Source organism: Pseudomonas wadenswilerensis, assembly GCF_024749185.1.
In the GTDB taxonomy this organism is placed as follows: domain Bacteria; phylum Pseudomonadota; class Gammaproteobacteria; order Pseudomonadales; family Pseudomonadaceae; genus Aquipseudomonas; species Aquipseudomonas wadenswilerensis.
This window is the reverse complement of sequence record NZ_CP087191.1, coordinates 1,812,755-1,837,850: the sequence shown is the minus strand read 5'-3', so window position 1 is coordinate 1,837,850 and position 25,096 is coordinate 1,812,755. Positions and strand designations below refer to the sequence as shown.

The window sequence follows — 25,096 nt, the reverse complement described above, 5'->3', positions numbered from 1 at the left end:
ATAAAAAACCCGGAGAGGGACACTCACCGGGTTTCTTCATCTATTACTCAGCGTGCGGCGCCGAGCTTGCCTTTTTCGTCGGAGAAGACGATCTCGACCCGACGGTTCTGCGCCCTGCCCCGCTCCGAGGCGTTAGCCTCGACCGGATACTGGTCGCCGTACCCTTCGACCTGGATGCGTTTTTCATCGACACCCAGATCGATCAGCATGTCGGCCACTGCCTGAGCCCGATCACGGGAGAGCTTGAGATTGTCTTCCGGCGCACCGGTACTGTCGGTGTAACCCTCGATACGCACGACCCGCTTGGGGTTGAGCTGGAGGAACTGCACCAGCTTGAGCACGGTACGGCTGGCGGAGTTCTTCAGCTCCGCATGGCCGGTATCGAACAGCACGTCGCCCAGGGTCATGACCAGACCACGGTCGCTCTGCTCAGTGGCCAGGCTGACGATCTGCGCCTCCAGCCACTTGCCCTGCTGCTGCACGCTGGCAAGCTTGGCTTCGCGCAGGGCCAACTGCAGGCGCTGACGCTCGAGCTCAAGTTTGGCCAGGCGCTCCTGATTGAGGACCAGGTTGCTGTGCTCGCGGGCAATATCGCTGTAGCGCTGGCTCAGGTAGGCATAGTGGCGCACATCGGCACCGGTCCCCAGATAACTGGACAGGCGCTCGGCACGGGCCAGCGATTCACCGGCACGGATCACGTCACGCGGCGCACTGCGCAACACGTCGGAATCGTCCTTGACCGTCTGGAACTTGGCCGTGGCCTCATCCAGCGCCGTCTCGCTGCGCTGGCTGGCGCAGCCCTGCAGGCCCACTACCCCGACCAACAATAATGCCGCCAAAGGTTTGATCGAACTCACCGCTGCTCTCCCAACTGTTTACGCAGGCGATTGACCCGCGACTGCAGCAAGTCCAGCTGCTCCTTGCTCTTGACCGTCAGCACCTGGGCCTCGGCCAGGCGTGCATCGAGCTCGGCCTGCTCGGCGCGCATGCGCGCGTCGCGATAGGATTCGCTGGTCATGTTGGCGCGGGCGCGGGCCAGTTTGTCTTCAGCCAGCTTCAGCTCTGCCACTTCATCGGTGGCACCAACGGCCTTGGCCTGCTCCAGCGCCTGTTCGGACAGGCGTAGCTGTTCATTGGGGGCCGGGTCATTGGCGCATCCGGCCAGGGCCAGCAGCGCCAGGGCGGCGAATAGTGAATGAGTTCTCACGCAATCTTCCTACTGTTTAGGGGCATCCAGCGGTGCCTGCATCTGCGCTTTCCAGCGCTCGACATTACGTTGCAGTACCGCTTGGGACACGCCGGAGGCCGGCAATTCTGTCAGTTTTTTTGCCAGTTGTCCGCGTAACCAGGCGTCATTGCATGCCGAATTATGCGACAGCGCCAAGTACAGCCCAGGGCGGTCCAGGGGCAAGCCGCGGGCAATCAGCTCGTTGCTCATGCCCAGGGTCTGGGCCATGGCCATGCCGGCGTAGCGACCGGCCAGCACATAGTCGACCTGGCCGAGCAGCAGTTTCTGAAATGCCTGGGTCAGGTTCTGCGCCGGCGCCAGCTTCAACTGACTCTTGGCGTAGGCGGAAAATTCGGGCGTCAGCCGGGCTTTCTCCGACACACTGCCTTGATGCTCGTGCAAATCGGACAAGGTGTTGTAAACCAGTGGCGAATCGTGACGAGTCCAGACCACGTATTCATTGCTCAGCAACGACGGGTGAACATAGTCGACGGTGGTCAGTTCGGCCACCGCGAAGGGTGAATCGATCAACAGATCGACGCGCCCGCTGCGCACCTCTTCCAACGCCTGACTGCGGGTACCGCTGTCGAGGACTTCAATCTTCAGGCCCAACTCGCCGGCAACCTGCCGGAACAGGTCGACGTTGGCGCCAATCAGGTGCTTGGGATCCTGCGGGTCGCGCCATGAATACGGCGGGGCATCGGGGCTGCCGGTGGCCACCAGCCGCTCGCATTTACCCACCGCCCAGGCCTGCAATGGCATCAGCACCGCAGCAGCCACCAGCGCCGTGTTTATCCGGCCACGCCATCCCATGCAACGACTCCCTGATCTTTTTAGCCCGAATGAAAAAGCCCGGTCCGCCGGGCTGTGCAAGGCTGGCCTGCACAGCCCGAACGGACCGGGCTCTTTTATAAGTGAAGCGGCTGGATTAAACCAGCTTCTCCAGCTCAGGGATGGCTTCGAACAGGTCAGCCACCAGGCCGTAGTCGGCCACCTGGAAGATCGGCGCTTCTTCGTCCTTGTTGATCGCAACGATCACTTTGGAGTCTTTCATGCCGGCCAGGTGCTGGATCGCGCCGGAGATACCGACGGCGATGTACAGCTGTGGTGCAACGATCTTGCCGGTCTGACCGACCTGCATGTCGTTGGGTACGAAACCTGCGTCGACCGCAGCGCGCGAAGCGCCAACGGCTGCGCCGAGCTTGTCGGCCAGGGCGTACAGGTGCTTGAAGTTTTCACCGTTCTGCATGCCGCGACCGCCGGAAACGACGATTTTGGCAGCGGTCAGCTCAGGACGGTCGGACTTGGCCAGCTCTTCGCCAACGAACGCCGATTTGCCAGCGTCGTGGGCAGCAGCGACGGCTTCAACGGCAGCCGAACCACCTTCGGCGGCAACGGCGTCGAAGCCGGTGGAACGCACGGTGATGACCTTGACGGCAGCGTTCGATTGCACGGTGGCAATAGCGTTACCGGCGTAGATCGGACGCTTGAAGGTGTCAGCCGATTCAACCGAGATGATCTCGGAGATCTGGTCGACGTCCAGCAGCGCGGCAACGCGTGGCAGGATGTTCTTGCCGTTGGAGGTGGCAGGTGCCAGCACGTGGCTGTAGCCCTTGCCCAGCTCGGCTACCAGCGGCGCGACGTTCTCTGGCAGCTGGTGAGCGTAGGCGGCGTTGTCGGCAACCAGGACCTTGGCAACGCCGGCGATCTTGGCGGCAGCTTCAGCGACGCCACCGACGTTCTGGCCAGCGACCAGCACGTGGATGTCGCCACCGATCTTGGCGGCAGCAGCAACAGTGTTCAGGGTGGCCGGGGCAACGGCACCTTTTTCGTGTTCAGCGATAACCAGGATAGTCATTTAGATTACCTTCGCCTCGTTCTTCAGTTTCTCGACCAGTTCAGCAACCGACTTGACCTTGATACCGGCGCTGCGGGCAGCCGGCGCTTCGACTTTCAGGGTCTTGTTGGTGGAGGCGGTAGAAACGCCCAGCGCGTCTGGAGTAACGGTCTCCAGCGGCTTCTTCTTGGCCTTCATGATGTTCGGCAGCGACGCGTAGCGTGGCTCGTTCAGGCGCAGGTCGGTGGTGACGATGGCTGGCAGGTTCAGCGCAACGGTCTGCAGACCGCCATCAATTTCACGGGTGACGTTGACCTTGTCGCCAGCAACCTCGACCTTGGAGGCGAAGGTGCCCTGGGCGTAACCGCTCAGCGCAGCCAGCATCTGGCCGGTCTGGTTGTTGTCGCTGTCGATGGCTTGCTTGCCAAGGATTACCAGCTGCGGTTGCTCTTTGTCGACCACTGCCTTGAGCAGCTTGGCCACGGCCAGCGAAGTCAGCTCTTCAGCCGATTCGACCAGGATGGCGCGGTCGGCACCCAGTGCCAGGGCAGTACGCAGTTGCTCCTGGGCAGTGGCCGGGCCGACGGTAACGACGACGATCTCGCTCGCAACACCCTTCTCTTTCAGGCGTACGGCTTCTTCTACGGCGATTTCGCAGAAGGGGTTCATGGACATCTTGACGTTAGCAAGGTCGACGCCGGAGTTGTCCGCCTTGACGCGAACCTTGACGTTATAGTCGACCACTCGTTTGACAGCTACAAGAACCTTCATGGATTCCTCGTTACTCTCCGGTGAAAAGAATGTCGCCTGGGGCAAACCCGGCGATTGCGCGTGGGTACAAGGGCACCTCTAAAAACGATCACAGGTGGACGAATTTAACCCTGACCCAGCAGTCTCGATTCGGCCTGTCAGTTGCAAAACCCGTGGGGCATTATTTGTCGTGGCGTGTAAACTCCACTACAAAGCGGGTTGTGGCGTAACTGCCCTGCTTTTCGCCTGGTTTTTAGGGGTGCTCCTGCATCCGACGGTCAGCCTACGGCGAGCGCAAAACCGCTCGTATCTTGACCGTAACGCCCAATCCGGTCAATACGGCAAACCGGTCAGCTTCAAGCCGCGCTTCTTTGATTTTACTGGCCTGCGGCAAATTCAAACAAACGTTTGTATTGGACCCCGCGAGTGGTGTAGATATAATGCGCGGCCAAGAGAAAGCGGTGTAGTCCGTCATCGCTCGAGCTACAGCCCGAGCGTCTGAAAAATGACCGCCTGACACCCGCCAACAAAGAAAAACCGATGAGCCTTGAGTAGGAGAGAACCTGTGGAACGCGAATACATGGAATTCGACGTGGTCATTGTCGGCGCTGGCCCGGCTGGCCTGTCCGCCGCCTGCCGACTGAAGCAGAAGGCCGCCGAAGCCGGTAACGAAATCAGCGTCTGCGTGGTCGAGAAAGGCTCGGAAGTCGGCGCCCACATCCTCTCCGGTGCGGTGTTCGAACCGCGCGCCCTGAACGAACTGTTCCCGGACTGGAAAGAGCTCGGCGCCCCGCTCAACACCGAAGTCAAACGCGACGACATCTATGTGCTCAAGGATGCTGGCAGCTCGATCAAGGTCCCTGACCTGTTCGTGCCCAAGACCATGCACAACGAGGGCAACTACATCATCTCCCTGGGCAACCTGTGCCGCTGGCTGGCCCAGCAGGCCGAGAACCTGGGCGTGGAAATCTACCCGGGCTTCGCCGCCCAGGAAGCACTGTTCGACGAAAACGGCGTGGTCCGCGGGATCATCACCGGCGACCTGGGTGTCGACCGTGAAGGCAATCCCAAAGAAGGCCTGTACACCCCGGGCATGGAGCTGCGCGGCAAGTACACCCTGTTCGCCGAAGGCTGCCGGGGCCATATCGGCAAGCAACTGATCAAGCGCTTCAACCTCGACAGTGAGTCCGACGTTCAGCACTACGGTATCGGCCTCAAGGAAATCTGGGAAGTCGACCCGTCCAAGCACGAGCAAGGCCTGGTGGTGCACACCGCCGGCTGGCCGCTGGACGTGATAAGCGCCGAGAACACCGGCGGCTCGTTCCTCTATCACCTGGAAAACAACCAGGTGGTGGTCGGCCTGATCGTCGACCTGTCCTACAGCAACGCCTACCTGTCGCCGTTCGATGAGTTCCAGCGCCTCAAGCACCACCCGGTGATCAGCAAGTACCTCGATGGCGGCAAACGCATCAGCTATGGCGCCCGCGCCATCAGCAAAGGCGGCCTGAACTCGCTGCCGAAGATGGTCTTCAACGGTGGCGCGCTGATCGGTTGTGACCTGGGTACCCTGAACTTCGCCAAGATCAAGGGCAGCCACACCGCGATGAAGTCCGGCATGCTCGCCGCCGAAGCGGTGGCCGACGCCCTGCTGGCCGGCAGCGAAGGCGGCGACCAGCTCAACAGCTACGTCGAAGCGTTCAAGGCCAGCTGGCTGCATGAAGAGTTGTTCGCCAGCCGTAACTTCGGCCCGGCCATGCACAAGTTCGGCCCGATCTTCGGTGCGGCGTTCAACTACGTCGACCAGAACTGGTTCGGCGGCAAGCTGCCGTTCACCCTGCGCGACACCAAGCCGGACTACGCGTGCCTGAAGCTGGCCGCCGACTCGAAAAAAATCGACTATCCAAAACCGGATGGCAAGCTGAGCTTCGACAAGCTGAGCTCGGTGTTCCTCTCCAGCACCAACCATGAAGAAGAGCAGCCGTGCCACCTGAAACTGGCCGATGCAAGCATCCCGATCGGTACCAACCTGCCGCTGTACGACGAGCCGGCCCAGCGTTACTGCCCGGCAGGCGTGTACGAAGTGGTCACTCAGGAAGACGGCAGCAAGCGCTTCCAGATCAACGCCCAGAACTGCGTGCACTGCAAGACCTGTGACATCAAGGACCCTTCGCAGAACATCACCTGGGTCACCCCGGAAGGCGCCGGCGGCCCGACTTACCCGAACATGTAAGTCTGCCGGTAAATAAAAAAGCCCCCTCGCCGTAGTGGCCAGGGGGCTTTTCAATGGCCGCAATTCAGCAGCGTACAGCTTCGTCTTCGAAGGTAGTCGCTTCTCGCGCACCGAAGTACATCGCAGTCAGCAAGCCCACCGCCCCCATGATCAGACAGAAGCCCACGCACACCCATGGGCTCCACGGCATCAGGGCAATCAGCAGCAACGGAGTGGTACTTGCCCACAAGGCGTAGGCAATGTTGTAGGTGAAGGAAATGCCCGACACCCGAATCTGCGCCGGGAACAACCCGACCATCACCGACGGCACGACCCCGACGACCCCACAGGCCAGTCCGGCCAGGGCGTAGGCCATGCCGGTCCAGCCCCAGCCACCGACCAGACTGGCATAGAGGCCGGCAATACCCAGTGGCAGCAGCAGGCTGTAGATCATCAAGGCACGCCAGGCGCCGATACGGTCGACCAGCAAGCCTGCCAGCACGCAGCCGATATTGAGGAAGACGATGCCCATGCTGCTCAAGGCGAAGGTGTGCCCGGCGCTCATGCCAAAGCGCTGTTGCATCACCGTCGGGGTGATGACTACCAGCACCACCACCGCCGAGGTCAGCACGCAGGTGAGCAGCGCGGCCGGGATCAAGGCGCGGCGATGCTCGCGCAAGACAGTCCGCAGGGGGAATGCAGGCGGCTGGTCACGGCGCTCGCGCAAGGCCAGGAACACCGGCGTCTCGCTCAACCAGCGGCGCAGCCACACACCGATCACGCCAAACACGCCGCCGAGCAGGAATGGATAGCGCCAGGCGTAATCGAGGATTTCCTGCGGGCTGAACAGTTGCGCCAGCGCCGTGGCGGTCAAGGCGCCGAGCAGGTAGCCGAAGGTCAGCCCCGCCTGCAGGAAGCCCAGGGCATAACCGCGCCGCCCGGCTGGCGCATGCTCGGCGACGAAGGTCCAGGCGCTTGGCACCTCGCCCCCTACCGCCGCGCCCTGAAGGATGCGCAAGGCCAAAAGGATCAGCGGCGCCGCGTAGCCGATATCGGCGTAGGTGGGCATCACGCCGATCAGCAGGCACGGCAAGGCCATCATCAGGATACTCAGGCTGAACACCCGCTTGCGTCCCAGGTGGTCGGCAAAATGGGCCATCAGGATGCCGCCCAGCGGCCGCGCCAGGTAACCGGTGACGAAGATGCCGAAGCTCTGCAGCAAACGCAGCCATTCGGGCATCTGCGGTGGGAAAAACAACTGGCTCAGGGTCAGGGCGAAGAACACGAAGATGATGAAATCGTAGATCTCCAGCGCCCCGCCCAGGGCTGCCAGGCCCAGGGTCTTGTGGTCGCTGCGCGACAGCCGCAGCGGGCGCGCAGGGTCAGTGGCAGTCATAGAGGTATCCGCAAGTGATCGGAGCCTGCGCGATCGCGCGCGTCAGGGCAAACGCCAGAGGATAGCAAAAGCCGCCCGGCCATACCCAGCGCAAAGGCCGGTCCAGGCTCAGGACTGACGGGAAAACGCGGTCTGGGCGAAGTTCATCCGCCGCGGGGCATAGCCCTGGAGGGGGGCGTGCTCGGGGATGCCGGGCAGGCGCCCGATCACTTGGGGCGAGTCGATGATGTTCATGAAGGACTGAATGGTCTCGTTGTCCGGGACCTTGGGCAGGCTGATATTCACTGCCCGGCGCTGGCTGTCGGGAATCGAGGGGATCTTCAGATGTTGCGACTCGTACAACAAGGCGTGCTGGATCTGTGGATTGACCCGGCAAAACCGCTCCAGGTCGACCCCGGCATGGCTGGCCAGGTCGATATTGCCCAGCAGCAGATTGAACGGTTGCAGTGCGCTCTGCACCAGACGCTGCAAATCTTCGAAGCTCTCGACCGGAGCGATGCGGTAATAGCCCATGCCATTGAGCATCCGCTCCAGTTGCAGCAACTGGTTTGGGTGCTCGTCGGCAATCAGGATCCGCAGCGATTTGTTCGGCATCGTTTATGACCAAGGCTGAGAGCGTTAACGACGTTCCTTGACCATACTGCGCCAGATCATCAATTGCAGGCTATTGGCGGGCACTTCGCCAGATAAAGGGTCTTTACTGATAGTTGTCGGGAAATCGACATAAATCAAGCAACGCCTCTACGGAATTTTCACAAATTCCCACGCACACCGCCTACTGCGACTCCCAATCGCGCATGCGCAGCCGGCAGTGTTTCATGGCGTTAACAATATGTTTTTCCACCACACTGCGCGAAATACCCAGGCGCTCGGCGATCTGCGGATGCGACAAGCCATCGAGCTTGCGCAACAGGAAACTTTCGCGGCACGGCTGGCTGAGTTCGGCCAGGGCGCGCTGCATCAACTCCAGGCGCTGGTTCAGGTCCATGCTCTGGGACGGCGCGGGGGAAAAGAAACGTTCATCGCTGTCGAGCACTTCAAGCGGCTCGACCTGACGCAGCAGGCCACGCCGATGGCCATCGATCACCAGGTTCAGGGCTGTGCGGTAGAGAAACGCCCGCGGGTGTTCGATTTCACTGCCACCGCTGCGTTCAAGCACGCGGATGTAGGCATCGTGAGCAATGTCTTCGGCTGCCTGCCGATTTCCCAGACGAGCACAAAGGAAACTCACCAGTTCGCGATAGTAGTTTTCCAACACAGCACCTGACCGCGACATCGAAGGGAATTCTCTGACTCAAGGGTGAGCGGATAAGGATGATGGCAGTATGCAATAATACAAATTATAATTATTCTCAGCAAGCTCAGAACCATTCCCGGTAAATTCTGCGCTAATCACCTCGTTTATCTGGGAGCTTCCCGTGCCTGTCGTGATAGGGCGACAGGCTGTAGTCACGGGCCACTCTTTCTGGCTGGAAACCCCGCATGAGACGCTTCTCCAACACCCGTCGCCTGTTGCTCTGCGGCCTGGGCCTGCTCAGCCTGGGCGCCCTGCTCGCCTGGAAAACCCTGCCCACTGGCGGCGACCCGCACAGCACGGTAGCAGTGACCCGCGGCGATATCGAAAGCAGTGTCACCGCCCTGGGCACTCTGCAACCCAGGCGCTACGTAGATGTCGGTGCGCAAGCGTCCGGACAAATCCGCAAGCTGCATGTAGAAGTGGGCGATCAGGTCAAGGAAGGTCAATTGCTGGTGGAAATCGATCCCTCGACCCAGCAGGCAAAACTCGATGCCGGGCGTTTCTCGATCGACAACCTCAAGGCCCAGCTCGATGAGCAGAAAGCCCAGTACCAACTGGCCGAGCAACAGTACCAGCGCCAACGCCACCTGGCTGCCGGGGGCGCGACCCGCAATGAAGACGTGCAAAGCGCCCAGGCCCAGCTCAAGGTGACCCAGGCGCGCATCGACATGTACCGCGCACAGATCCGCCAGGCACAGGCCAACCTGCGTAGCGACGAAGCCGAACTGGGGTACACGCGGATCTACGCACCGATGTCCGGCACCGTGGTCGCCGTTGATGCCCGCGAAGGCCAGACCCTCAACGCCCAGCAGCAAACTCCGCTGATCCTGCGCATTGCCAAGTTATCGCCGATGACCGTATGGGCTCAGGTCTCCGAAGCCGATATCGGTCATGTCAAACCTGGCATGCCGGCCTACTTCACCACCCTGGCCGGCGGCAAGCGCCGCTGGACCAGCAACGTGCGGCAAATCCTGCCGGTGCCGCCAAAACCCCTGGACCAGTCCAGCCAGGGCGGCGGCAGTCCGAACAGTTCCAGTGGCAGTGGCGCCAGCAGCAAAGTGGTGCTGTACACAGTGTTGCTGGATGTCGACAACCCGGACAACGCCCTGATGGCGGAGATGACCACCCAGGTGTTCTTTGTCGCCGGGCAGGCCAGCAAGGTCCTGACGGTGCCGGTAGCGGCACTGGATGAACACGCCGATGGCAATGACCTGCGCATCGCCCAGGTGCTCGACAGCAACGGCAAGATCAACCAGCGCCAGGTGCGCACCGGATTGAGCGACCGCCTGCGGGTGCAGGTGCTCGACGGCCTGGCCGAAGGCGAGCGCCTGCTGATCGGCGCACCTGCCGCGAGCGGGGGTTGAATGTCCACACCCCTGATTGAACTGCGCGATATCCGCAAGTCCTATGGCGGCGTCGATACGCCCAAGGTTGAGGTGGTCCGCGGCATCAGCCTGGCCATCCACCCCGGCGAGTTCGTTGCCATTGTCGGCGCCTCCGGCTCCGGCAAGTCGACACTGATGAACATCCTCGGCTGCCTGGACCGCCCCACTTCGGGCAACTATTACTTCGCCGGCAAGGACGTCGCCGAGCTCGACAGCGATGAGCTGGCCTGGCTGCGCCGCGAAGCTTTCGGTTTCGTCTTCCAGGGTTATCACCTGATTGCCTCGGGTTCGGCGCAGGAGAACGTCGAGATGCCGGCGATCTACGCCGGCACGCCCGCCGTCGAGCGCCATGCCCGCGCCGCTGCCTTGCTCGACCGCCTGGGCCTGGCCAGCCGTACCGGCAACCGTCCGCACCAATTATCCGGCGGCCAGCAGCAACGGGTGTCGATTGCCCGTGCGCTGATGAACGGCGGACACATCATCCTTGCCGACGAACCGACCGGCGCGCTGGACAGCCAGAGCGGTGCCGAGGTCATGGCTCTGCTTGACGAACTGGCCAGTCAGGGTCACGTGGTGATCCTGATTACCCACGACCGCGAAGTTGCAGCGCGGGCCAACCGGGTCATCGAGATTCGTGACGGGCTGGTGCTCAGTGACTCGGCGGCATCGCAAAACAGCCCTGCCCCCACCGCCCCTGGCTTGCAGGCCGAAGACCTGCGCCAGCGCCTGGATCAGGGCGCAACCGCAAGCGGCGCCTGGAAAGGCGAGCTGGTCGAAGCCCTGCAGGCGGCGTGGCGGATCATGTGGATCAACCGCTTCCGTACTGCCCTGACCCTGCTCGGAATCGTCATCGGCGTAGCCTCGGTGGTGGTCATGCTGGCGGTCGGCGAAGGCAGCAAGCGCCAGGTCATGGCGCAGATGGCCGCCTTCGGCTCGAACATCCTTTATCTCAGCGGCAGCGCGCCCACCTTGCGCGAACCGGCTGGCGTCATCACCCTCAATGACGTTGCCGCGGTGTCCAGCCTGCCCCAGGTGAAGATGATCATGCCGGTGATCGGCAACTCGTTGATGGTGCGCTACGGCAACAACAACCAGCAGTTCTATGTCGGCGGCAACAACACCTACTTCTCCGAGATCTTCAACTGGCCGGTGGTCGAGGGCAGCTTCTTCACCGAAGCCGACGAACAGAGCGCGGCGGCCGTGGCGGTCATCGGCCAGAAGGTGCGCGAGAAACTCTTCGGTGCCGGTATTGATCCCATCGGCCAGTACATCCTCGTCGAGAACGTGCCCTTCCAGGTGGTAGGCATTCTCGCCGGCAAAGGCGCAAGCTCGGGCGATCAGGACAGCGACGAGCGTATCGTGGTGCCCTACTCGGCCGCCGCCATCCGCCTGTTCGGCAGCCGCGACCCGGAGTACGTGACCATCGCCGCCGCCGATTCACGCCGGGTTGCCGACACCGAAGCGGCCATCGACCGCTTGATGCGCAAGCTCCACCACGGCAAGCACGACTACGAACTGACCAACGATGCCGCACTGATCCAGGCTGAAGCGCGCACCCAGAACAGCCTGTCACTGATGCTTGGCTCGATCGCCGCGATCTCGTTGCTGGTCGGCGGCATCGGGGTGATGAACATCATGTTGATGACCGTGCGCGAGCGCACCCGCGAGATCGGTATCCGCATGGCCACCGGTGCGCGCCAGCGCGACATACTGCGCCAGTTCCTCAGTGAAGCGGTGCTGCTGTCGATGGTCGGCGGCGTCACCGGCATTGCCCTGGCGCTGTTGATTGGCGGCGTGTTGCTCCTGGCCGATATTGCCGTGGCCTTCTCCTTGCCCGCCGTGCTCGGCGCCTTTGCCTGTGCAGTGATCACCGGCGTGGTGTTTGGTTTCATGCCGGCCCGCAAAGCCGCCCGCCTCGACCCGGTCAAAGCCCTAACCAGCGAATAATCCATGAACCTGCCCAGCCGTCTCAGTTTCCTGTCGATCAGTTTGGTGCTTGCCGCCTGCACGTCGACCGCCCCTACACTTTCGAGCGGCCTGCAGGCGCCAGCGCAGTGGCAAGGCCAGGCGACCAGCACCCCGCTGCCCCACGAGAACTGGTGGCGGCAGTTCTCCAGCCCCGCGCTTGATCAACTGATCGAACAGGCCAGGCGCAACAGCTTCGACCTGGCCGCTGCCGCAGCGCGTATTCGCCAGGCCCAGGCTTCGGCGGTCATTGCCGGCGCGCCGTTGTTGCCCGAGCTCAAGTTCGGCCTCGATGCCAGACGCCAACGCCTGCTGCATGGCAACGGCTTCGACCAGCTCGATGCCAGCAGTCGCGAACGCACCAGCACCTCGTTCGGCACCCGCTTGAGCGCCAGCTACGAAGTGGACTTCTGGGGCGGCAAGACTGCCGCACGCGACAGCGCCCTGTTCAACCTGGATGCCAGCCGTTTCGATCGCCAGACCGTCGAACTGACCCTGCTCAGCGGCGTCGCCAACAGCTACCTGCAGAGCCTGGCTCTGCGAGAGCAGGTGCATATTGCCCGCCTCAATCTGAGTAATGCCGAGGATGTCCTGCGCCTGGTCGAAACCCGCTATCAATCCGGCTCGGCCACCGCCCTGGAACTGGCCCAGCAACGCAGCCTGGTTGCCGGCCAGCAACGCCAGGTACCACTGTTCGAGCAGCAGTTGCAGGAGGCGCGCATCACCCTGGCGACCTTGCTCGGCGAGCCGGTGCAGGCGCTGCCCGCCCTTGAAGAATCGATCACCCGCCTGAACTGGCCGCAAATCGGCAGCGGGGTGCCCAGCGAGCTGCTTAGCCGCCGTCCGGATATTGCCACCGCCGAAGCCAGCCTGGCCGCCGCCCAGGCAGACGTGCGGGTGGCCCGCGCGGCGATGCTGCCGAGCCTGACCCTGGGCGCCGACCTGGGTTCAGGCGCCGATACCTTTGCCCAGGTGATGCGTAGCCCCTACTACACCTTGAGTGCCGGGTTGGCTGCGCCGATCTTCAACAACGGCCGCTTGCGCGCCGAACGCGACAAAGCCCGCGCCAAGCAGGATGAACTGCTGGAGAATTACCGCAGCAGCATCATCAACGGCTTTGCCGATGTCGAAAGGGCCATCAATGGCATCAGTGGCGTCGACCAGCAGCGCCAGTCGCAGGATGAGGAAGTGGAGCAGGCGCAGATCGCTTTCAGACTGTCTGAGCGCCGCTACCAGGCGGGTGCCGAGACCCTGCTGACAGTACTGGAAACCCAACGCACGCTGTATCAAGCCCAGGACCAGCAGGTACAACTGCGCCTGGCCCGGTTGCAAGGCAGCGTGGCGCTGTACAAGGCATTAGGTGGCGGATGGCAGGTGGTTCGCTAAATCATTGACCTGCCTGCACAAACCCTGTGGGAGCAACTGTCTTGATCAGGCTGTTTGCTCTCGCCAAGGGGTATTGTCCCGCAGCATTGCATTCAGCCTGACGATCAGCACCCGCATGCAAGCTACGAGTGCCACCTTGGCGCACTTGCCACGTGCCCGAAGTGCTTCGTAGCGTGCTTTAAATTCTGTGTTGTGACGGATGATGATCCAGCTCGACATGTACAGCACTCGCCTTACATGGGCCCGACCACCCCATATCTGGCGGTGCCCTCGATGGCTACCACTATCGTTGTTGTAAGGCGCTACGCCCACCAGCGCGGCGATCTGACGGCGGTCCAACTGCCCCAGTTCAGGCAGTGAGGCGAGCAGATTTGCGGCGGTTACCCGACCGATTCCGGTCACTGCCAATAACTGACGCGCCCTAGTATCGTCCAGTTGCACCATCGCCTGATCAATTTCTTCGTCGAGGCGTTTGATCAGCACTTTCAGCTGCTCTATATGCTCATCGAAGTGGGCCATCACTGTTGCCGAGCGACATTGCTGGCGACGCCGCTTGTCGTCATCACGGCTCTGCACAAATTGGGCGCGCTGCTTCACCAACTCGCGCAGCTCTTCGCGTTCAGGGCTGACCGGTTGGCCTTGAGGGGCGCTGAGGTGTGCAGCGAAGTCCGCAAGGACTTCGGCGTCGATCTTGTCGGTTTTGGCTTTTTTACCCATGGCATCGGCGAATTTTCGGGCACGGGCTGGGTTGATGCAGATGGTTTCCAGTCCTGCTGAGGCCAGGGCGATCAACACATCTTTCTCGTAGCCGCCTGTCGCTTCGATCAGCACTCGACTGATATTGAAGTCCTTCAGACGCTCAAGCAACGCCTCGAAGCCTGCGGAGTTGTTGGCCACTTCGAAGCGGATTTTCTGAGGTTTGATGCAGATTTCCAAAGTGGCTTTGGCAGTGTCGATTCCAACAGAAGACAACATGGCTGAACCCTCTTACACTCAGTTGTGAGAGCGCTCTGGCTTGGCCCACGCTTGTGATTCGAGAGGCGCTCAATCAACTGTTCGGGCTCGGGCCAGAGTGGAGAGGTGAATGGCAGCTTTGCTCCCACACGTGCTTTAAGCACTACCGGCGTACAGCTTGCCATTCACCGCTCTCACTTCTGATTCTATTCCTACCTCAAGACACAAGCCGGCCTTGCCGGCGATGGCCTGCAAAGCAGGCCCAACACAAGGAATCAGGAAACAATCCCGCGCAATGACAGATGCCGCGCATACCAGGGCCGTTGCGGTACCCGGCGTACCAGGTCGCCAATCTTGTCGTCGTCGCCAAAGGTAATGCGCAGGGCCAGCTTCATGGTTTCGACATCCATTTCCACCGATTTGCCCGGGAACATCCCTGGCGTAGTGCTGCAACCATGGGTCACCGGCCCCAACCAAGGGTCATCGACCTCGACCCAGCGCCCCGGAGCAAACCACTGCACGCCATTGACCTCAAGACGCCGGACTTGCCCGGGGTTGTAGCGCTCGTGAGCGCGGAACCAGTCCTCGATGCGGTCATCGATCCAGCCGTGAAAGCCCCAGAACACCGGATTCACATGGGACGAGAACGGGTCGCCGAGAAAGTCGTTTTCTGCTCCGTACCAGCGCCCGGCAAAATCGGCCGGATCACGGGCAAAAGGCACCGGCGCGCCGTTGACCGGATCGCGCGGCACCGAGGCCCAGCACATGTGCAGCCAATCGTGCAGGTTCATTTCCAGCTCCGAGCCGAACGCCCCGAGGGTCAGTCTCGACAGGTACAGCGGGTCCTGGTACTGCGACTCCCAGACCTGGAAGTTGCTGCAGAACGTCTCGCCGGCCTTGATCGCCGACACCCACTGCCCGTAGGCATTGTCGCCCGGCGCCCGCCAGCTTGGCGGTACGCAGTAGCCGTCGTGATTGTCGTAGTAGCGCGCAAAGCCCTGGCGGTCGAGCTCGACGCTCGGTTGCGGCAAGGGGAAATGCGTCCACGACGGCAGGTCCTGCATTGACCGGGCGGTACCGAGCATGTGCCGGTGCATGAACAGAAAGTCCACGCCCGAGCCATTGCGGTGCTTGCGCGGGCCACGGGCATCACGCTCCTTGTCACGCGGGCCGGGCTGCCAGCCCAGGCCGCGCAAGGCACCGTGCTTTTCTTCAGACAGCCGGTGCCACTTGTCACGGGTTGCATGCCAGAGCTGATGGAACAAACGGTGCTCGGCGCTGATCAGCCAAGCCTGCAACTGCGGCGTGTAGGGCAAGCGTTCACGGGCTTCGGGGAACAGGCGCTTGACCGCGACGAAATGGCTGTCGGCCAGGGGCAAGGCCATCGAGCGATCCAGCGGCTGCAAGCGGCCGCTGAGCGTGCCGCTGCCGGCATTGCCGAAACTGCCCCAGACCTCGTCCAGGCTGGCTGAACATTCGTAGCCAGGCCCACCCTGAGTGCTCATCAGCCGCCAGCGCACCGAGGCCGTGGAGGCACCGACCAGATCACCCAGCACCCGGTAGGCTGCCGGCGCATCGCTGCCCAGGACGCTTTCGCTGTCCACGTACCCACGCAGGCCGCGGCCCTTGGCAGCGACGTCCAGGTACATCAGCACGCCTTCCCGGGGGACGCCTGCCAAGCCGCCGTCGGCACCCGCGAAACGCAGCTCCCAGACCCCGCGCAACTGATCGGCCAATTGCTGGCCGGCAGCATCGGCCAGTTCGACACTGGCCTCACCCGGGGTAACGATGTCGTCTTCTGGATCATGGGTCAGTTGCTTGTGCGCGTAATAGGCGGCTGGCACGGTCGCGCCCGCCACTGCCAGGCCTGCTATGAATCCTCGTCGCGAAATCGTCATCGTCCTACCCGTATCAGCCATGAAGCAGGCCTTATCCAAGCTAGGACGTATGCTGGCGAGGGAAATTTAACCGCGGCGGCCGTCGGCTAATTCAGCAGCCAGGCGTTTCGTTTTCCAGGTACCCCCCTTGCCAGAGGTACCGCCCATGTCCGCCTCCACTTCACTGACCAACGCCCTGGGCAATGGTCTGCGCAAGCTGGCCGGCAAACCCGCCAAAGCCAGCGCCTACCGCCTGTTCGATGTTCAGCTCAAAGCCATCATCGCGCTCAGCCCGTCGCTCACGCGTTTCGTCTTCAGCGGTGAGGATGTCGCGCAAATGCACAGCCTGGCCGCCGATCAGCGCATCAAGATTTTCTTCCCCTCTGCGAATGGCCAGCCACCGCAGTTGCCCAAGCACGGCTCCTGGCAGGATGCCCGCCGTGGCCTGAGCGCCGAGCAGAGCCCGCCGATGCGCACCTACACCATTCGGGCGCTGCGCCGCGAAGCGCAGGAGGTGGATGTCGAGTTTGTCCTGCACGGCGTCAATGGCCCCGCCTCGACCTGGGCGACCCAGGCCAGGATCGGCGATCGCTTGCAGATGGTGGCCCCGAACCTGGCCTTCGATGGTGATCCGGGCGGCTATGAGTGGCGCCCGCCCAAGGCTCTGCGCAACCTGTTGCTGATCGGCGATGAAACCGCCCTGCCGGCAATTGCCGGCATACTCGAACAAATCGCCAGGGACCTGCCCGAGGTGGCAGTCCAGGCCTTTATCGAAGTGCCTGGCGAAGCCGATTGCCTTGATCTGGCTTGCAGCCCGGCGACCGAGCTCAGCTGGTTGCCACGCGATGTACTGCACTGCACCCATGGCGAAGCGATGATTCACGCCAGCCGCGAACTGGCACGCCTTCCACCCACCGTGGCCGGAGCAGGCCTGAAGGTCAAACTGGAGGAGGTCGATATCGACCGGCAGATCCTCTGGGAACTGGCCAAACCCGGCAGCGGTGATTTCTATGCCTGGATCGCCGGCGAGTCTGCCGCTGTGATGAACATCCGTCGCTACCTGATCACCGAGCGCGGGCTGGACCGTAGCGCCCTGACCCTGATGGGCTACTGGCGCGCCGGTCGCACGTTCGACTGAGGGCCATAAAAAAGCCCGGTGCACTGCCCCGGGCTTTTACATGCCTGGGCCGTTTACAGGCTGGCCACCGCCGCAGCGACAGCACGAGCAAAACGTGCCGCCACCTCATCAACCTGCTCGGCAGTGATAATCAACGGTGGCAGAAAGCGCACCACCGCGCCCTGACGACCGCCCAGCTCCAGAATCAGGCCGCGCTTGAGGCATTCGCGCTGCACCAGGGGGGCCAGACGCGGGCAGACGGCTGGATGCCCTTGGGCATCGACCTGCCCTTTTGGATCGACCAGCTCGACCCCCAGCATCAGACCGCGCCCGCGGATATCACCCAACTGCGGAAAAACCTCCTGCAAGCGGCGCAAGTGGGCCACTAGGCGCTCGCCCATGGCCTGGGCGTGAGCGCACAGGTCATGTCGCTTGAGGTAATTGATCACCGCCGAACCCGCAGCCATGGCCATCTGGTTACCGCGGAAGGTGCCGGCGTGGGCGCCAGGCTGCCAGGTGTCGAGCCACTGGCGATAGACCACCACCGCCAGCGGCAGGCTGCCGCCGATGGCTTTGGACAGCACCACCACATCCGGAGTGATGCCAGCGTGCTCGAAGGCGAACATCTTGCCAGTACGGGCAAAGCCACTCTGGATTTCGTCGACGATCAGCGCTACACCGGCTTTTTCAGTGATGCGCCGCACACCGCGTAGCCATTCGATGTCCGCCGGAATCACCCCGCCTTCGCCCTGGACCACTTCGACAATCACCGCCGCCGGCAGTTGCACGCCGCTTTCTGGATCGCTCAGCAGGTTTTCCAGGTAGTGCAGGTTGACCTTCACACCCTCCTCGCCGCCCAGCCCGAAGGGGCAGCGGTAGTCATAGGGGTAAGGCAGAAACTGCACGCCATTGGCGAGCAAGGCAGCCAGCGGCTTCTTCGGCCCCAGGCTGCCCATCAGGCTCAGGGCGCCTTGGGACATACCGTGGTAGCCGCCCTGGAACGACAGTACGGTGTTGCGTCCAGTGGCGGTGCGCACCAGTTTCAGCGCCGCTTCCACCGCATCGGTGCCGGTCGGACCGCAGAACTGGATCTTCGCTTCGCTGCGCAGTTGCTCCGGCAGCAGGCTGAACAGGTCCTGGACGAACTGGTCCTTGACCGGCGTGGTCAGGTCCAGGGTGTGCAGCGGCAGCTCATCGGCCAGCACCTGCTGAATCGCCTCGATCACCACCGGGTGGTTGTGACCCAGCGCCAGGGTACCGGCACCGGCCAGGCAGTCGATGAACTGACGCCCTTCGACGTCCTCGACATAAATGCCACGGGCGCGCTTGAGCGCCAGCGGGATTCGCCGCGGGTAGCTGCGGGCATTGGATTCCTGCAGTTTTTGCCGCGCGAGCAACGGCGACTCATCGAACGCGTAAAGTGTTTCAGGAGCGTCTGCGGTTGAAGATACCGGCAGCGCCTGGGCAAGGCTGGTAGCGACTGACATCTGGGGAAACCCTCGCAAGCAAGCGGATGTGCCCGTCACGCGCCTGTTGCCAGAGGTGTGCGGGTTGTTGTCGCTTGAAAAACGCTTCAGCGCAGCGAGGATTTAGCCACTCGCCCCTCGCCTGTGAGGATTTTTGTCAGCGTCCTGCTGCCCAGGCCAGTCAGGCCGGGTTCGCTCGCAGCGGAATATGCAGCAGCACCCGCAAGCCGTCGCTGCGGCTGTCGAAGCGCAAGCTACCGGCACAACGCTGGACAATCGCCTGGACGATGGCCAGGCCCAGCCCGCAACCGCCACTCTGGCTGTGGCGCCAGAAACGCTCGGTCAGGTGTTCTATGTCTTGCTCGGGAATGCCGGGGCCATGATCGCGCACGAGGAATGCCACCCGGTCCTGGTCCATCTGCACCGCCAGCTCCACGGGTTCGCTTCCGCGGGTATGACGCAGGGCGTTGTCGAGCAGGTTGCGCAATGCCGTCACCGCCAGCGGGGTAGGCATCCCGAGGTAGACCTGGGCCGCGCCCGGCGCCAGCTGCAGATCAATACGCCGGGCGTTGTCGACGCCGGTGTCCTGAATCGCCTGGCGAGCAATCTGCTCGGCATTGCATTGCAGTCCGTCTTCAAACGACAGGCGACCCTCCACCCGTGCCAGCAACAACAGTTGCTCAAGGGTCCGGTGCAGGCGATCAGCGCCCTGCTCGGCATGTTCAAGGGCCTGCTCGCGCACTTCGCCGTCGGTCATTCGCGCCACCTGCAGGTGAGTCTTGATTGCCGTCAGCGGGCTGCGCAATTCATGGGCCGCATCGTCGGTCAGCCGGCGTTCGCGCTCGATGGTCTGGCCGATGCGCAAAAACAGCTGGTTCTGGGTTTCCAGCAACGGCTGCAACTCGCTGGGCAGGCCGCGCACCTGCAGCGGCTCGAGGGAGTCCGGGCTGCGCCGGCGCAAGGCATCGCGCATGCGATTGAGCGGGGCCAGGCCCTTGCCAACCCCCATCCACAGCAAACCGAGACTGCCTAGCAATGCCATCAGCACCGGCGCCGAAGCCGCTAGCAGAATCGAGCGGTTCAGTGCCTCGCGCTCCTGGTGCCGGTCAGCGGTGGTAATGCGTACATCGCCGTGGGCATAGGTAAAGCTGCGCCAGCGCGCACCATCAATGGTCTGGTCGTGGAAACCGCTGCGCTGATCATCAAGGGGCTGCTCGTTGTTGTGGCTGCGGGCGAGGATTTCGCCACGCAGCGAACTGACCTGGCAGGCCATGCCATCGACGCTCAGTTGATCAGCGCTCAGGCGCGTACCCTCGCCCTTGCTCGACAACGGCTGCGGCAACTGGTCGACCAGGCCGGCGACCATGCGCGCCGAGGCCACCAGGCGCTGGTCGAGGGAAAACATCATCTGCATGCGCAGGTCGCGCAGCATCCAGGCCGCGGCCAGCACCCAGATGACGATGAAGGCGGTACCCAGGATCAGGGTCAGGCGCAAACGCAGGGTCATGGTTGCGGCTCCTCCGGCAACTGCGCCGGCCCCAGGCGATAACCCAGGCCACGCACCGTCTCGACGATACCGTTGCCCAGCTTGCGCCGCAGGTGATGGATATGCACGTTCAGGGCATTGCTCTCGACCTCATCGCCAAAACCGTAAACGCTGTCCTTGAGCTGCTCGCTGGAAAGCACCCGGCCACGGTTGTGCAACAGCGCCTGCAACAGCGCCTGTTCGCGACGCGACAGGTCGACCGGCTGGCCACCCAGGCAGGTTTCGCGGCTGCTGGGGTCGTAGCTGAGCGGGCCGTGCTCAATGATGTTCACCGCTCGCCCGGCAGCGCGGCGCAGCAAGGTGTGCAGGCGTGCAGCCAGTTCTCGCAGGTCGAAGGGTTTGAGCAGGTAGTCGTCGCCGCCGGCCTGCAGGCCATCGACGCGGTCGGTGACCGCATCACGGGCGGTGAGGATCAGCACCGGCAACGACTCGCCCTGCTGCCGCAGGCGCTGCAACAGCTTGAGACCATCTTCGTCGGGCAGCCCCAGGTCGAGCACCATGACGTCGAACGCCGCGGCCTGGAGCATGGCCTGGGCCGCGCCGGCACTGGCCACCCGGTCGACGGTCATGCCCTGGGCGGCCAGGCCGGCACTGATGCCGCTGGCGATCAGGTCATCATCCTCGCAGAGCAGTACGTGCATGGTGGGGTCTCGGTCAGTAAAGGCCTTATTCAAGCCCAGGCGGATTAACCCAGGATTATGCCGCGCCCAGGCGCAGCCGTCGCGGCCCGGGCGACAGCCGTTGGTTGCCGGGTTAACTTTCGGTTAATCGGGCTGGGCCAGAGTTAGCGCTTCATCGCATTGCCAAGGCTTCGACATGCGCGTTTTTCTGTTTGCCCTGATGTTCCTGCTAAGCGGCCTGAGCCAGGCCAACCCCTTTGCCCAGAGCGATTTCCTGCCAGTCAACAAGGCCTTCGTGTTCAGCAGCGAACGCCTGGAGTCGGGGCAGATGCGCCTGCACTGGCAAATCACCGATGGCTACTACCTGTACCAGAAACGCCTGAAATTCGACGGCCTGGCGCCGGAGCAGCAGCCCCAGCTGCCCGCCGCCCTGCCCCACAGCGATGAATATTTTGGTGAAACCCAGGTATACCGTGGCGAACTGGAACTGATCCTGCCCGCCAGCGCCAACGGTGAGCTGCGCATGGGCTGGCAGGGCTGCGCCGATGCCGGGCTGTGCTACCCGCCACAAACCAGCCTGGTCAGCCTGGGCGGCGCAACTGTCACCCCCCAGGCCAGCGATCAGGCCCTGGCCGGTGGCCTGCAGCAGTCCAGCCTGGCCTGGAACCTGCTGGCCTTTCTCGGCCTGGGCCTGCTGCTGGCCTTCACCCCGTGCTCCTTGCCAATGCTGCCGATTCTCGCCGGGCTGGTACTGGGCAGCGGTGCCAGTGCCCGCCGTGGCTGGTTGCTGGCCAGTGTCTATGTGCTGAGCATGGCCCTGGTATATGCCGCCCTGGGCGTGGTCGCCGCACTGCTGGGCGCCAGCTTCCAGGCCTGGTTGCAGCAACCCTGGCTGCTGGGCACCCTGGCCGGGCTGTTCGTGCTGCTGGCCCTGCCGATGTTCGGTGCTTTCGAGCTGCAGCTACCGGTGTGGATTCGTGACCGCCTGGAGCGTGCAGGGCACGGCACCCGTGGCGGCAACCTGTATGGCGCCGCCTTGCTCGGAGCTTTGTCGGGCCTGTTGATGGGCCCGTGCATGACCGCACCGCTGGCCGGCGCCCTGCTGTACATCGCCCAGAGCGGCAACGCCGTGCACGGCGGCCTGGTGCTGTTCACCCTGGGCGTGGGCATGGGCCTGCCGCTGCTGTTGCTGGTCACCCTCGGCAACCGCTACCTGCCCCGCCCGGGCGCCTGGATGAACCGGGTCAAGGGCCTGTTCGGCTTTGTCTTCCTGGCCATGGCCCTGTATACCTTGCGCGCGGTACTGGAAGCGTCGCTATGGCTGGGCCTTGCCGGGGCCTGGCTGATCGCCCTGGCCTGGGCCGCCTGGCCGGCCATGCAGGCACTGCGCCCGCTGCGCGCGCTGTCGCTGCTGCTGGGTTTTTGGGGCAGCCTGTTGATCGTCGGCGCTGCCGCCGGTGGCAATGACCCCTGGCAACCGCTGCAACCGTTCACCGCCAGCACCGCCCCGACAGCCCCTGGCGCTCACCGTGATGCCTTCACCACCGTCAGCCAGCCGGCCGAACTGCAGCGCGAGCTGGAGGCGGCCAAGGCCCAGGGCCAGTGGGTGATGCTCGACTACTATGCTGACTGGTGCGTGTCGTGCAAGGTCATGGAAAAACAGGTATTCGCCCGCGCCGATGTGCTGGCGGCGCTGAACGGCGTACGCTTGCTGCGCCTGGATGTAACTGCCGATGCAGCGTCCAGCCGCGAGTTGCTGCAGCGCTATCAGGTCCCCGGCCCTCCCAGCCTGATCTGGATCGGCCCAGAGGGCAGCGAACGCCGGGCCCGACGCATCACCGGTGAAATCGATGCGGCGAACTTCCTCCAACACTGGGTCACTACCCGGAGCCAAGGCTGATGCTGACAGTTTCTCTCGGGCCGCTGACCATGGCCCTGAACCACCTGCTGCTGATCTGCGCCCTGGCCCTGGCCAGCCTGGTTGGCTGGCGCGTCGCCAAGCATGGCGGCGACAACCCGGAGTCGGTACTGTTCGGCCTGTTTCTGCTGGGTCTGCTCAGCGCCCGCCTGGGCTTCGTCATCAGCTACTGGTCGATGTACCGCGACGACCTGCTGCAGATCATCGACCTGCGTGACGGCGGTTTCCTGCTCTGGCCAGCGCTTGTTGCCGTGGCCCTCGGTGCCCTGTGGCAGGGTTACCGCCGCCCCGCCCTGCGTCGGCCGCTGGGTTGGGGCCTGCTCAGTGGTGGTCTGTTCTGGTTGCTCGGCAGCCTGGCCAGCCATCTTTATGATCAAGGCACGCAACTGCCCGAGATGAGCCTGCGCAAGGCCAATGGCCAAGCCGTTGAGCTTGCCGAATACCGCGGCAAGCCACTGGTGATCAACCTCTGGGCCACCTGGTGCCCGCCGTGCCGGCGCGAGATGCCGGTGTTGCAACAGGCCCAGGGCGACTACCCGGACATCACCTTCCTGCTCGTCAACCAGGGCGAAGCGCCGCAAACCGTGGTCACCTTCCTTGCCACCACCGGCCTGAACCTCTCCCACGTGCTATTCGACAGCGGCGGCCAACTGGCGCAGAAGGTCGGCTCCATGGCCCTGCCCACCACCCTGTTCTACAACGCCGAGGGCCGCCTGGTCGGCAGCCACCTCGGCGAGCTGTCGCGGGCCAGCCTCAGCCATGCCCTGCAATCCTTCGAGCGCGCGCCCGCGCCTGCCGCCCCATCCCCCACAAGGAACGTCGCATGCGATCTCTGCTGAAACTGCCCCTCACACTGGCCCTGGGCTTGATGACCAGCCAGCTGGTGCTGGCTGAAGACTTGCCCAAAGCCATCCAGCAACTGGAGGCCAAAGGCGCGAAAATCAAAGGCAGCTTCAACGCTCCCGATGGCCTGCGCGGCTATGCTGCCGAGTACCAGAACCGCGGCCTGGCGCTGTACCTGACTGCCGATGGCAAACACGTGCTGGTGGGCAGCCTGTTCGATGAGCAGGGCAAGGACCTGAGCCAGGCGCCGCTGGAAAAACTGGTGTATGCACCGATGGCCAAGGAAGTCTGGGCGAAGATGGAGAACACCGCCTGGATCGCCGACGGCAAGGCCGACGCGCCGCGTATCGTCTACTTGTTCAGCGACCCCAACTGCCCATACTGCAATATGTTCTGGCAACAGGCGCGGCCCTGGGTCGAGTCGGGCAAGGTGCAATTGCGGCATATCATGGTCGGCATCATTCGCGAGGACAGCCCGGGTAAATCAGCCACCTTGCTGGCCAGCAAGGACCCGGCCAAGGCCCTCGCGCAACATGAGAAGGCCGGCAAGGCCAGCACCCTCAAGGCCCTGGACAAGATTCCCGAAGCCGTACAGAGCAAGCTCGACGCCAACCTGGCGGTGATGGAAGAACTCGGCCTGTCAGCGACGCCGGCAATTTTCTACCTGGACGACCAGCAACAGCTGCAAACCCAGCAGGGCGCACCGCGACCGGAGCTGCTTGGCAAGATTCTCGGCAAGCGGTGAGCGACCGGCTGATGTAACAACAGGGCGGTCAAGGCGTCTGCAGGATACCTGCCTCATCCAACCACAGGACCTTGCCATGACCCGCCCTGCCTGCCTCGACCGTTTCACCCGCTCCTCCCTGGATATCCAGCTGCTGCGCTGGAGCCTGATCCTGATCTTCTTCGGTTTTGGCTATGCCAAGTGGTTCGACTACGAAGCCCAGGCGTTGATCCCGCTGATCGATAACAGCCCGCTGTTGTCCTGGCTGCACCTGGCCTTTGGCATCCAAGGTGCCAGCTATGCGCTGGGGGTAGCGGAATGGGCGATTGGCGCGGCGTTGCTGGCCGGTATCTGGCAACCGCGGGTGGCAGTGATCGGGGCGCTCGGTTCGGTGGTCACCTACCTGACAACCCTGACCCTGATCCTTACCACTCCTGGCGGCTGGGAGAACAGCGCCGGCGGGTTCCCGGCCATGGGTGGAGCGACGTCCTTCCTGATCAAGGACGCCGTGCTGCTGGCGGCTTCGGTCGCCTTGCTCAAGCACGACCTGCTGCGCAGCAGCCCTGCCCCGGCCTGAA

The 25,096-nt window shown here is 63.2% G+C and carries 22 protein-coding genes; 9 read left to right on the top strand and 13 right to left on the bottom strand.

All coding sequences use genetic code 11. The annotated features are described in order from the left end of the window. Positions 1 to 47: 47 nt before the first annotated feature. From LOY45_RS08455 to LOY45_RS08435, 5 genes are all read right to left on the bottom strand, one after another. A complete protein-coding gene (locus LOY45_RS08455; RefSeq protein ID WP_115087947.1) occupies positions 48 to 857 on the bottom strand; it encodes an OmpA family protein in 810 nt (269 codons plus the stop codon). Further along, on the bottom strand, positions 854 to 1,207 hold the full coding sequence (locus tag LOY45_RS08450) for a DUF4398 domain-containing protein (RefSeq protein ID WP_115087948.1): 354 nt from the start codon (positions 1,205 to 1,207) through the stop codon (positions 854 to 856). Before LOY45_RS08450 ends, LOY45_RS08455 begins: the two co-directional genes overlap by 4 nt. A 9-nt stretch (positions 1,208 to 1,216) precedes the next feature. After that, the gene (locus tag LOY45_RS08445; RefSeq protein WP_115087949.1) at positions 1,217 to 2,041 is read right to left on the bottom strand and encodes a substrate-binding periplasmic protein; all 825 of its coding nucleotides are present in this window, start codon (positions 2,039 to 2,041) and stop codon (positions 1,217 to 1,219) included. 115 nt (positions 2,042 to 2,156) lie between these two features. Further along, positions 2,157 to 3,086 (bottom strand): electron transfer flavoprotein subunit alpha/FixB family protein, encoded by a 930-nt coding sequence (locus LOY45_RS08440; protein ID WP_115087950.1) that lies wholly within the window; start codon positions 3,084 to 3,086, stop codon positions 2,157 to 2,159. Continuing rightward, complete coding sequence (locus tag LOY45_RS08435) at positions 3,087 to 3,836, bottom strand: electron transfer flavoprotein subunit beta/FixA family protein (protein WP_010224703.1); 750 nt, start codon at positions 3,834 to 3,836, stop codon at positions 3,087 to 3,089. Positions 3,837 to 4,380: 544 nt separating this feature from the next. Here LOY45_RS08435 and LOY45_RS08430 point away from each other — a divergent pair. Next, positions 4,381 to 6,045: an electron transfer flavoprotein-ubiquinone oxidoreductase gene (locus LOY45_RS08430; RefSeq protein WP_134063073.1), complete on the top strand. Its 1,665-nt coding sequence runs from the start codon at positions 4,381 to 4,383 to the stop codon at positions 6,043 to 6,045. A 64-nt stretch (positions 6,046 to 6,109) separates the two neighbouring features. On the opposite strand, the gene LOY45_RS08425 is transcribed toward LOY45_RS08430, so the two are convergent. The 3 genes from LOY45_RS08425 to LOY45_RS08415 form a co-directional block, all read right to left on the bottom strand. Beyond that, the gene (locus tag LOY45_RS08425) at positions 6,110 to 7,420 is read right to left on the bottom strand and encodes an MFS transporter (RefSeq protein ID WP_115087952.1); all 1,311 of its coding nucleotides are present in this window, start codon (positions 7,418 to 7,420) and stop codon (positions 6,110 to 6,112) included. A 108-nt stretch (positions 7,421 to 7,528) separates the two neighbouring features. Then, on the bottom strand, positions 7,529 to 8,014 hold the full coding sequence (locus LOY45_RS08420) for a histidine kinase (RefSeq protein ID WP_115087953.1): 486 nt from the start codon (positions 8,012 to 8,014) through the stop codon (positions 7,529 to 7,531). A gap of 181 nt (positions 8,015 to 8,195) precedes the next feature. After that, positions 8,196 to 8,675, bottom strand: coding sequence for a sigma-70 family RNA polymerase sigma factor (locus LOY45_RS08415; protein WP_115087954.1), 480 nt, complete (start codon positions 8,673 to 8,675; stop codon positions 8,196 to 8,198). A 227-nt stretch (positions 8,676 to 8,902) separates the two neighbouring features. Between LOY45_RS08415 and LOY45_RS08410 the strand changes: the two genes are divergently transcribed. The 3 genes from LOY45_RS08410 to LOY45_RS08400 are packed head-to-tail and all read left to right on the top strand — an operon-like array spanning position 8,903 to position 13,453. Then, positions 8,903 to 10,081: an efflux RND transporter periplasmic adaptor subunit gene (locus tag LOY45_RS08410; protein ID WP_258578964.1), complete on the top strand. Its 1,179-nt coding sequence runs from the start codon at positions 8,903 to 8,905 to the stop codon at positions 10,079 to 10,081. Next, entirely contained in the window at positions 10,082 to 12,049 is a 1,968-nt protein-coding gene (locus LOY45_RS08405; protein ID WP_115087956.1) for a MacB family efflux pump subunit, read from the top strand. It abuts the gene before it with no gap. A gap of 3 nt (positions 12,050 to 12,052) precedes the next feature. Next, the gene (locus LOY45_RS08400; RefSeq protein ID WP_115087957.1) at positions 12,053 to 13,453 is read left to right on the top strand and encodes an efflux transporter outer membrane subunit; all 1,401 of its coding nucleotides are present in this window, start codon (positions 12,053 to 12,055) and stop codon (positions 13,451 to 13,453) included. Positions 13,454 to 13,498: 45 nt separating this feature from the next. Here LOY45_RS08400 and LOY45_RS08395 read toward each other — a convergent pair whose 3' ends face one another. Continuing rightward, positions 13,499 to 14,428: an IS110 family RNA-guided transposase gene (locus LOY45_RS08395; protein WP_115085006.1), complete on the bottom strand. Its 930-nt coding sequence runs from the start codon at positions 14,426 to 14,428 to the stop codon at positions 13,499 to 13,501. Between the two features lie 254 nt (positions 14,429 to 14,682). Continuing rightward, the gene (pvdP, locus tag LOY45_RS08390; RefSeq protein WP_258578963.1) at positions 14,683 to 16,305 is read right to left on the bottom strand and encodes a pyoverdine maturation tyrosinase PvdP; all 1,623 of its coding nucleotides are present in this window, start codon (positions 16,303 to 16,305) and stop codon (positions 14,683 to 14,685) included. 145 nt (positions 16,306 to 16,450) lie between these two features. On the opposite strand from pvdP, the gene LOY45_RS08385 reads away from it, so the two are divergent. Further along, on the top strand, positions 16,451 to 17,422 hold the full coding sequence (locus tag LOY45_RS08385; protein ID WP_258578962.1) for a siderophore-interacting protein: 972 nt from the start codon (positions 16,451 to 16,453) through the stop codon (positions 17,420 to 17,422). 53 nt (positions 17,423 to 17,475) lie between these two features. Here LOY45_RS08385 and LOY45_RS08380 read toward each other — a convergent pair whose 3' ends face one another. The 3 genes from LOY45_RS08380 to LOY45_RS08370 form a co-directional block, all read right to left on the bottom strand. Continuing rightward, positions 17,476 to 18,888 carry an aspartate aminotransferase family protein gene (locus tag LOY45_RS08380; RefSeq protein WP_258578961.1) on the bottom strand — a complete coding sequence of 471 codons (1,413 nt, stop codon included), beginning with the start codon at positions 18,886 to 18,888 and terminating at the stop codon, positions 17,476 to 17,478. Positions 18,889 to 19,048: 160 nt separating this feature from the next. Beyond that, the gene (locus tag LOY45_RS08375; RefSeq protein WP_115087961.1) at positions 19,049 to 20,374 is read right to left on the bottom strand and encodes an ATP-binding protein; all 1,326 of its coding nucleotides are present in this window, start codon (positions 20,372 to 20,374) and stop codon (positions 19,049 to 19,051) included. Next, on the bottom strand, positions 20,371 to 21,054 hold the full coding sequence (locus tag LOY45_RS08370) for a response regulator (RefSeq protein WP_258578960.1): 684 nt from the start codon (positions 21,052 to 21,054) through the stop codon (positions 20,371 to 20,373). The genes LOY45_RS08375 and LOY45_RS08370 overlap by 4 nt, the downstream gene beginning before the upstream one ends. Positions 21,055 to 21,229: 175 nt before the next feature. Between LOY45_RS08370 and dsbD the strand changes: the two genes are divergently transcribed. The 4 genes from dsbD (at position 21,230) to LOY45_RS08350 (ending at position 25,095) form a co-directional block, all read left to right on the top strand. Continuing rightward, complete coding sequence (gene dsbD / locus LOY45_RS08365; RefSeq protein WP_115087963.1) at positions 21,230 to 22,933, top strand: protein-disulfide reductase DsbD; 1,704 nt, start codon at positions 21,230 to 21,232, stop codon at positions 22,931 to 22,933. After that, the gene (locus tag LOY45_RS08360) at positions 22,933 to 23,790 is read left to right on the top strand and encodes a TlpA family protein disulfide reductase (protein ID WP_258578959.1); all 858 of its coding nucleotides are present in this window, start codon (positions 22,933 to 22,935) and stop codon (positions 23,788 to 23,790) included. The genes dsbD and LOY45_RS08360 overlap by 1 nt, the downstream gene beginning before the upstream one ends. After that, entirely contained in the window at positions 23,775 to 24,539 is a 765-nt protein-coding gene (gene dsbG / locus LOY45_RS08355; RefSeq protein ID WP_115087965.1) for a thiol:disulfide interchange protein DsbG, read from the top strand. Before LOY45_RS08360 ends, dsbG begins: the two co-directional genes overlap by 16 nt. Before the next feature lie 76 nt (positions 24,540 to 24,615). Then, positions 24,616 to 25,095, top strand: a complete 480-nt coding sequence (locus LOY45_RS08350) for a YkgB family protein (RefSeq protein WP_233674766.1) — start codon at positions 24,616 to 24,618, stop codon at positions 25,093 to 25,095. Position 25,096: the final 1 nt, after the last annotated feature.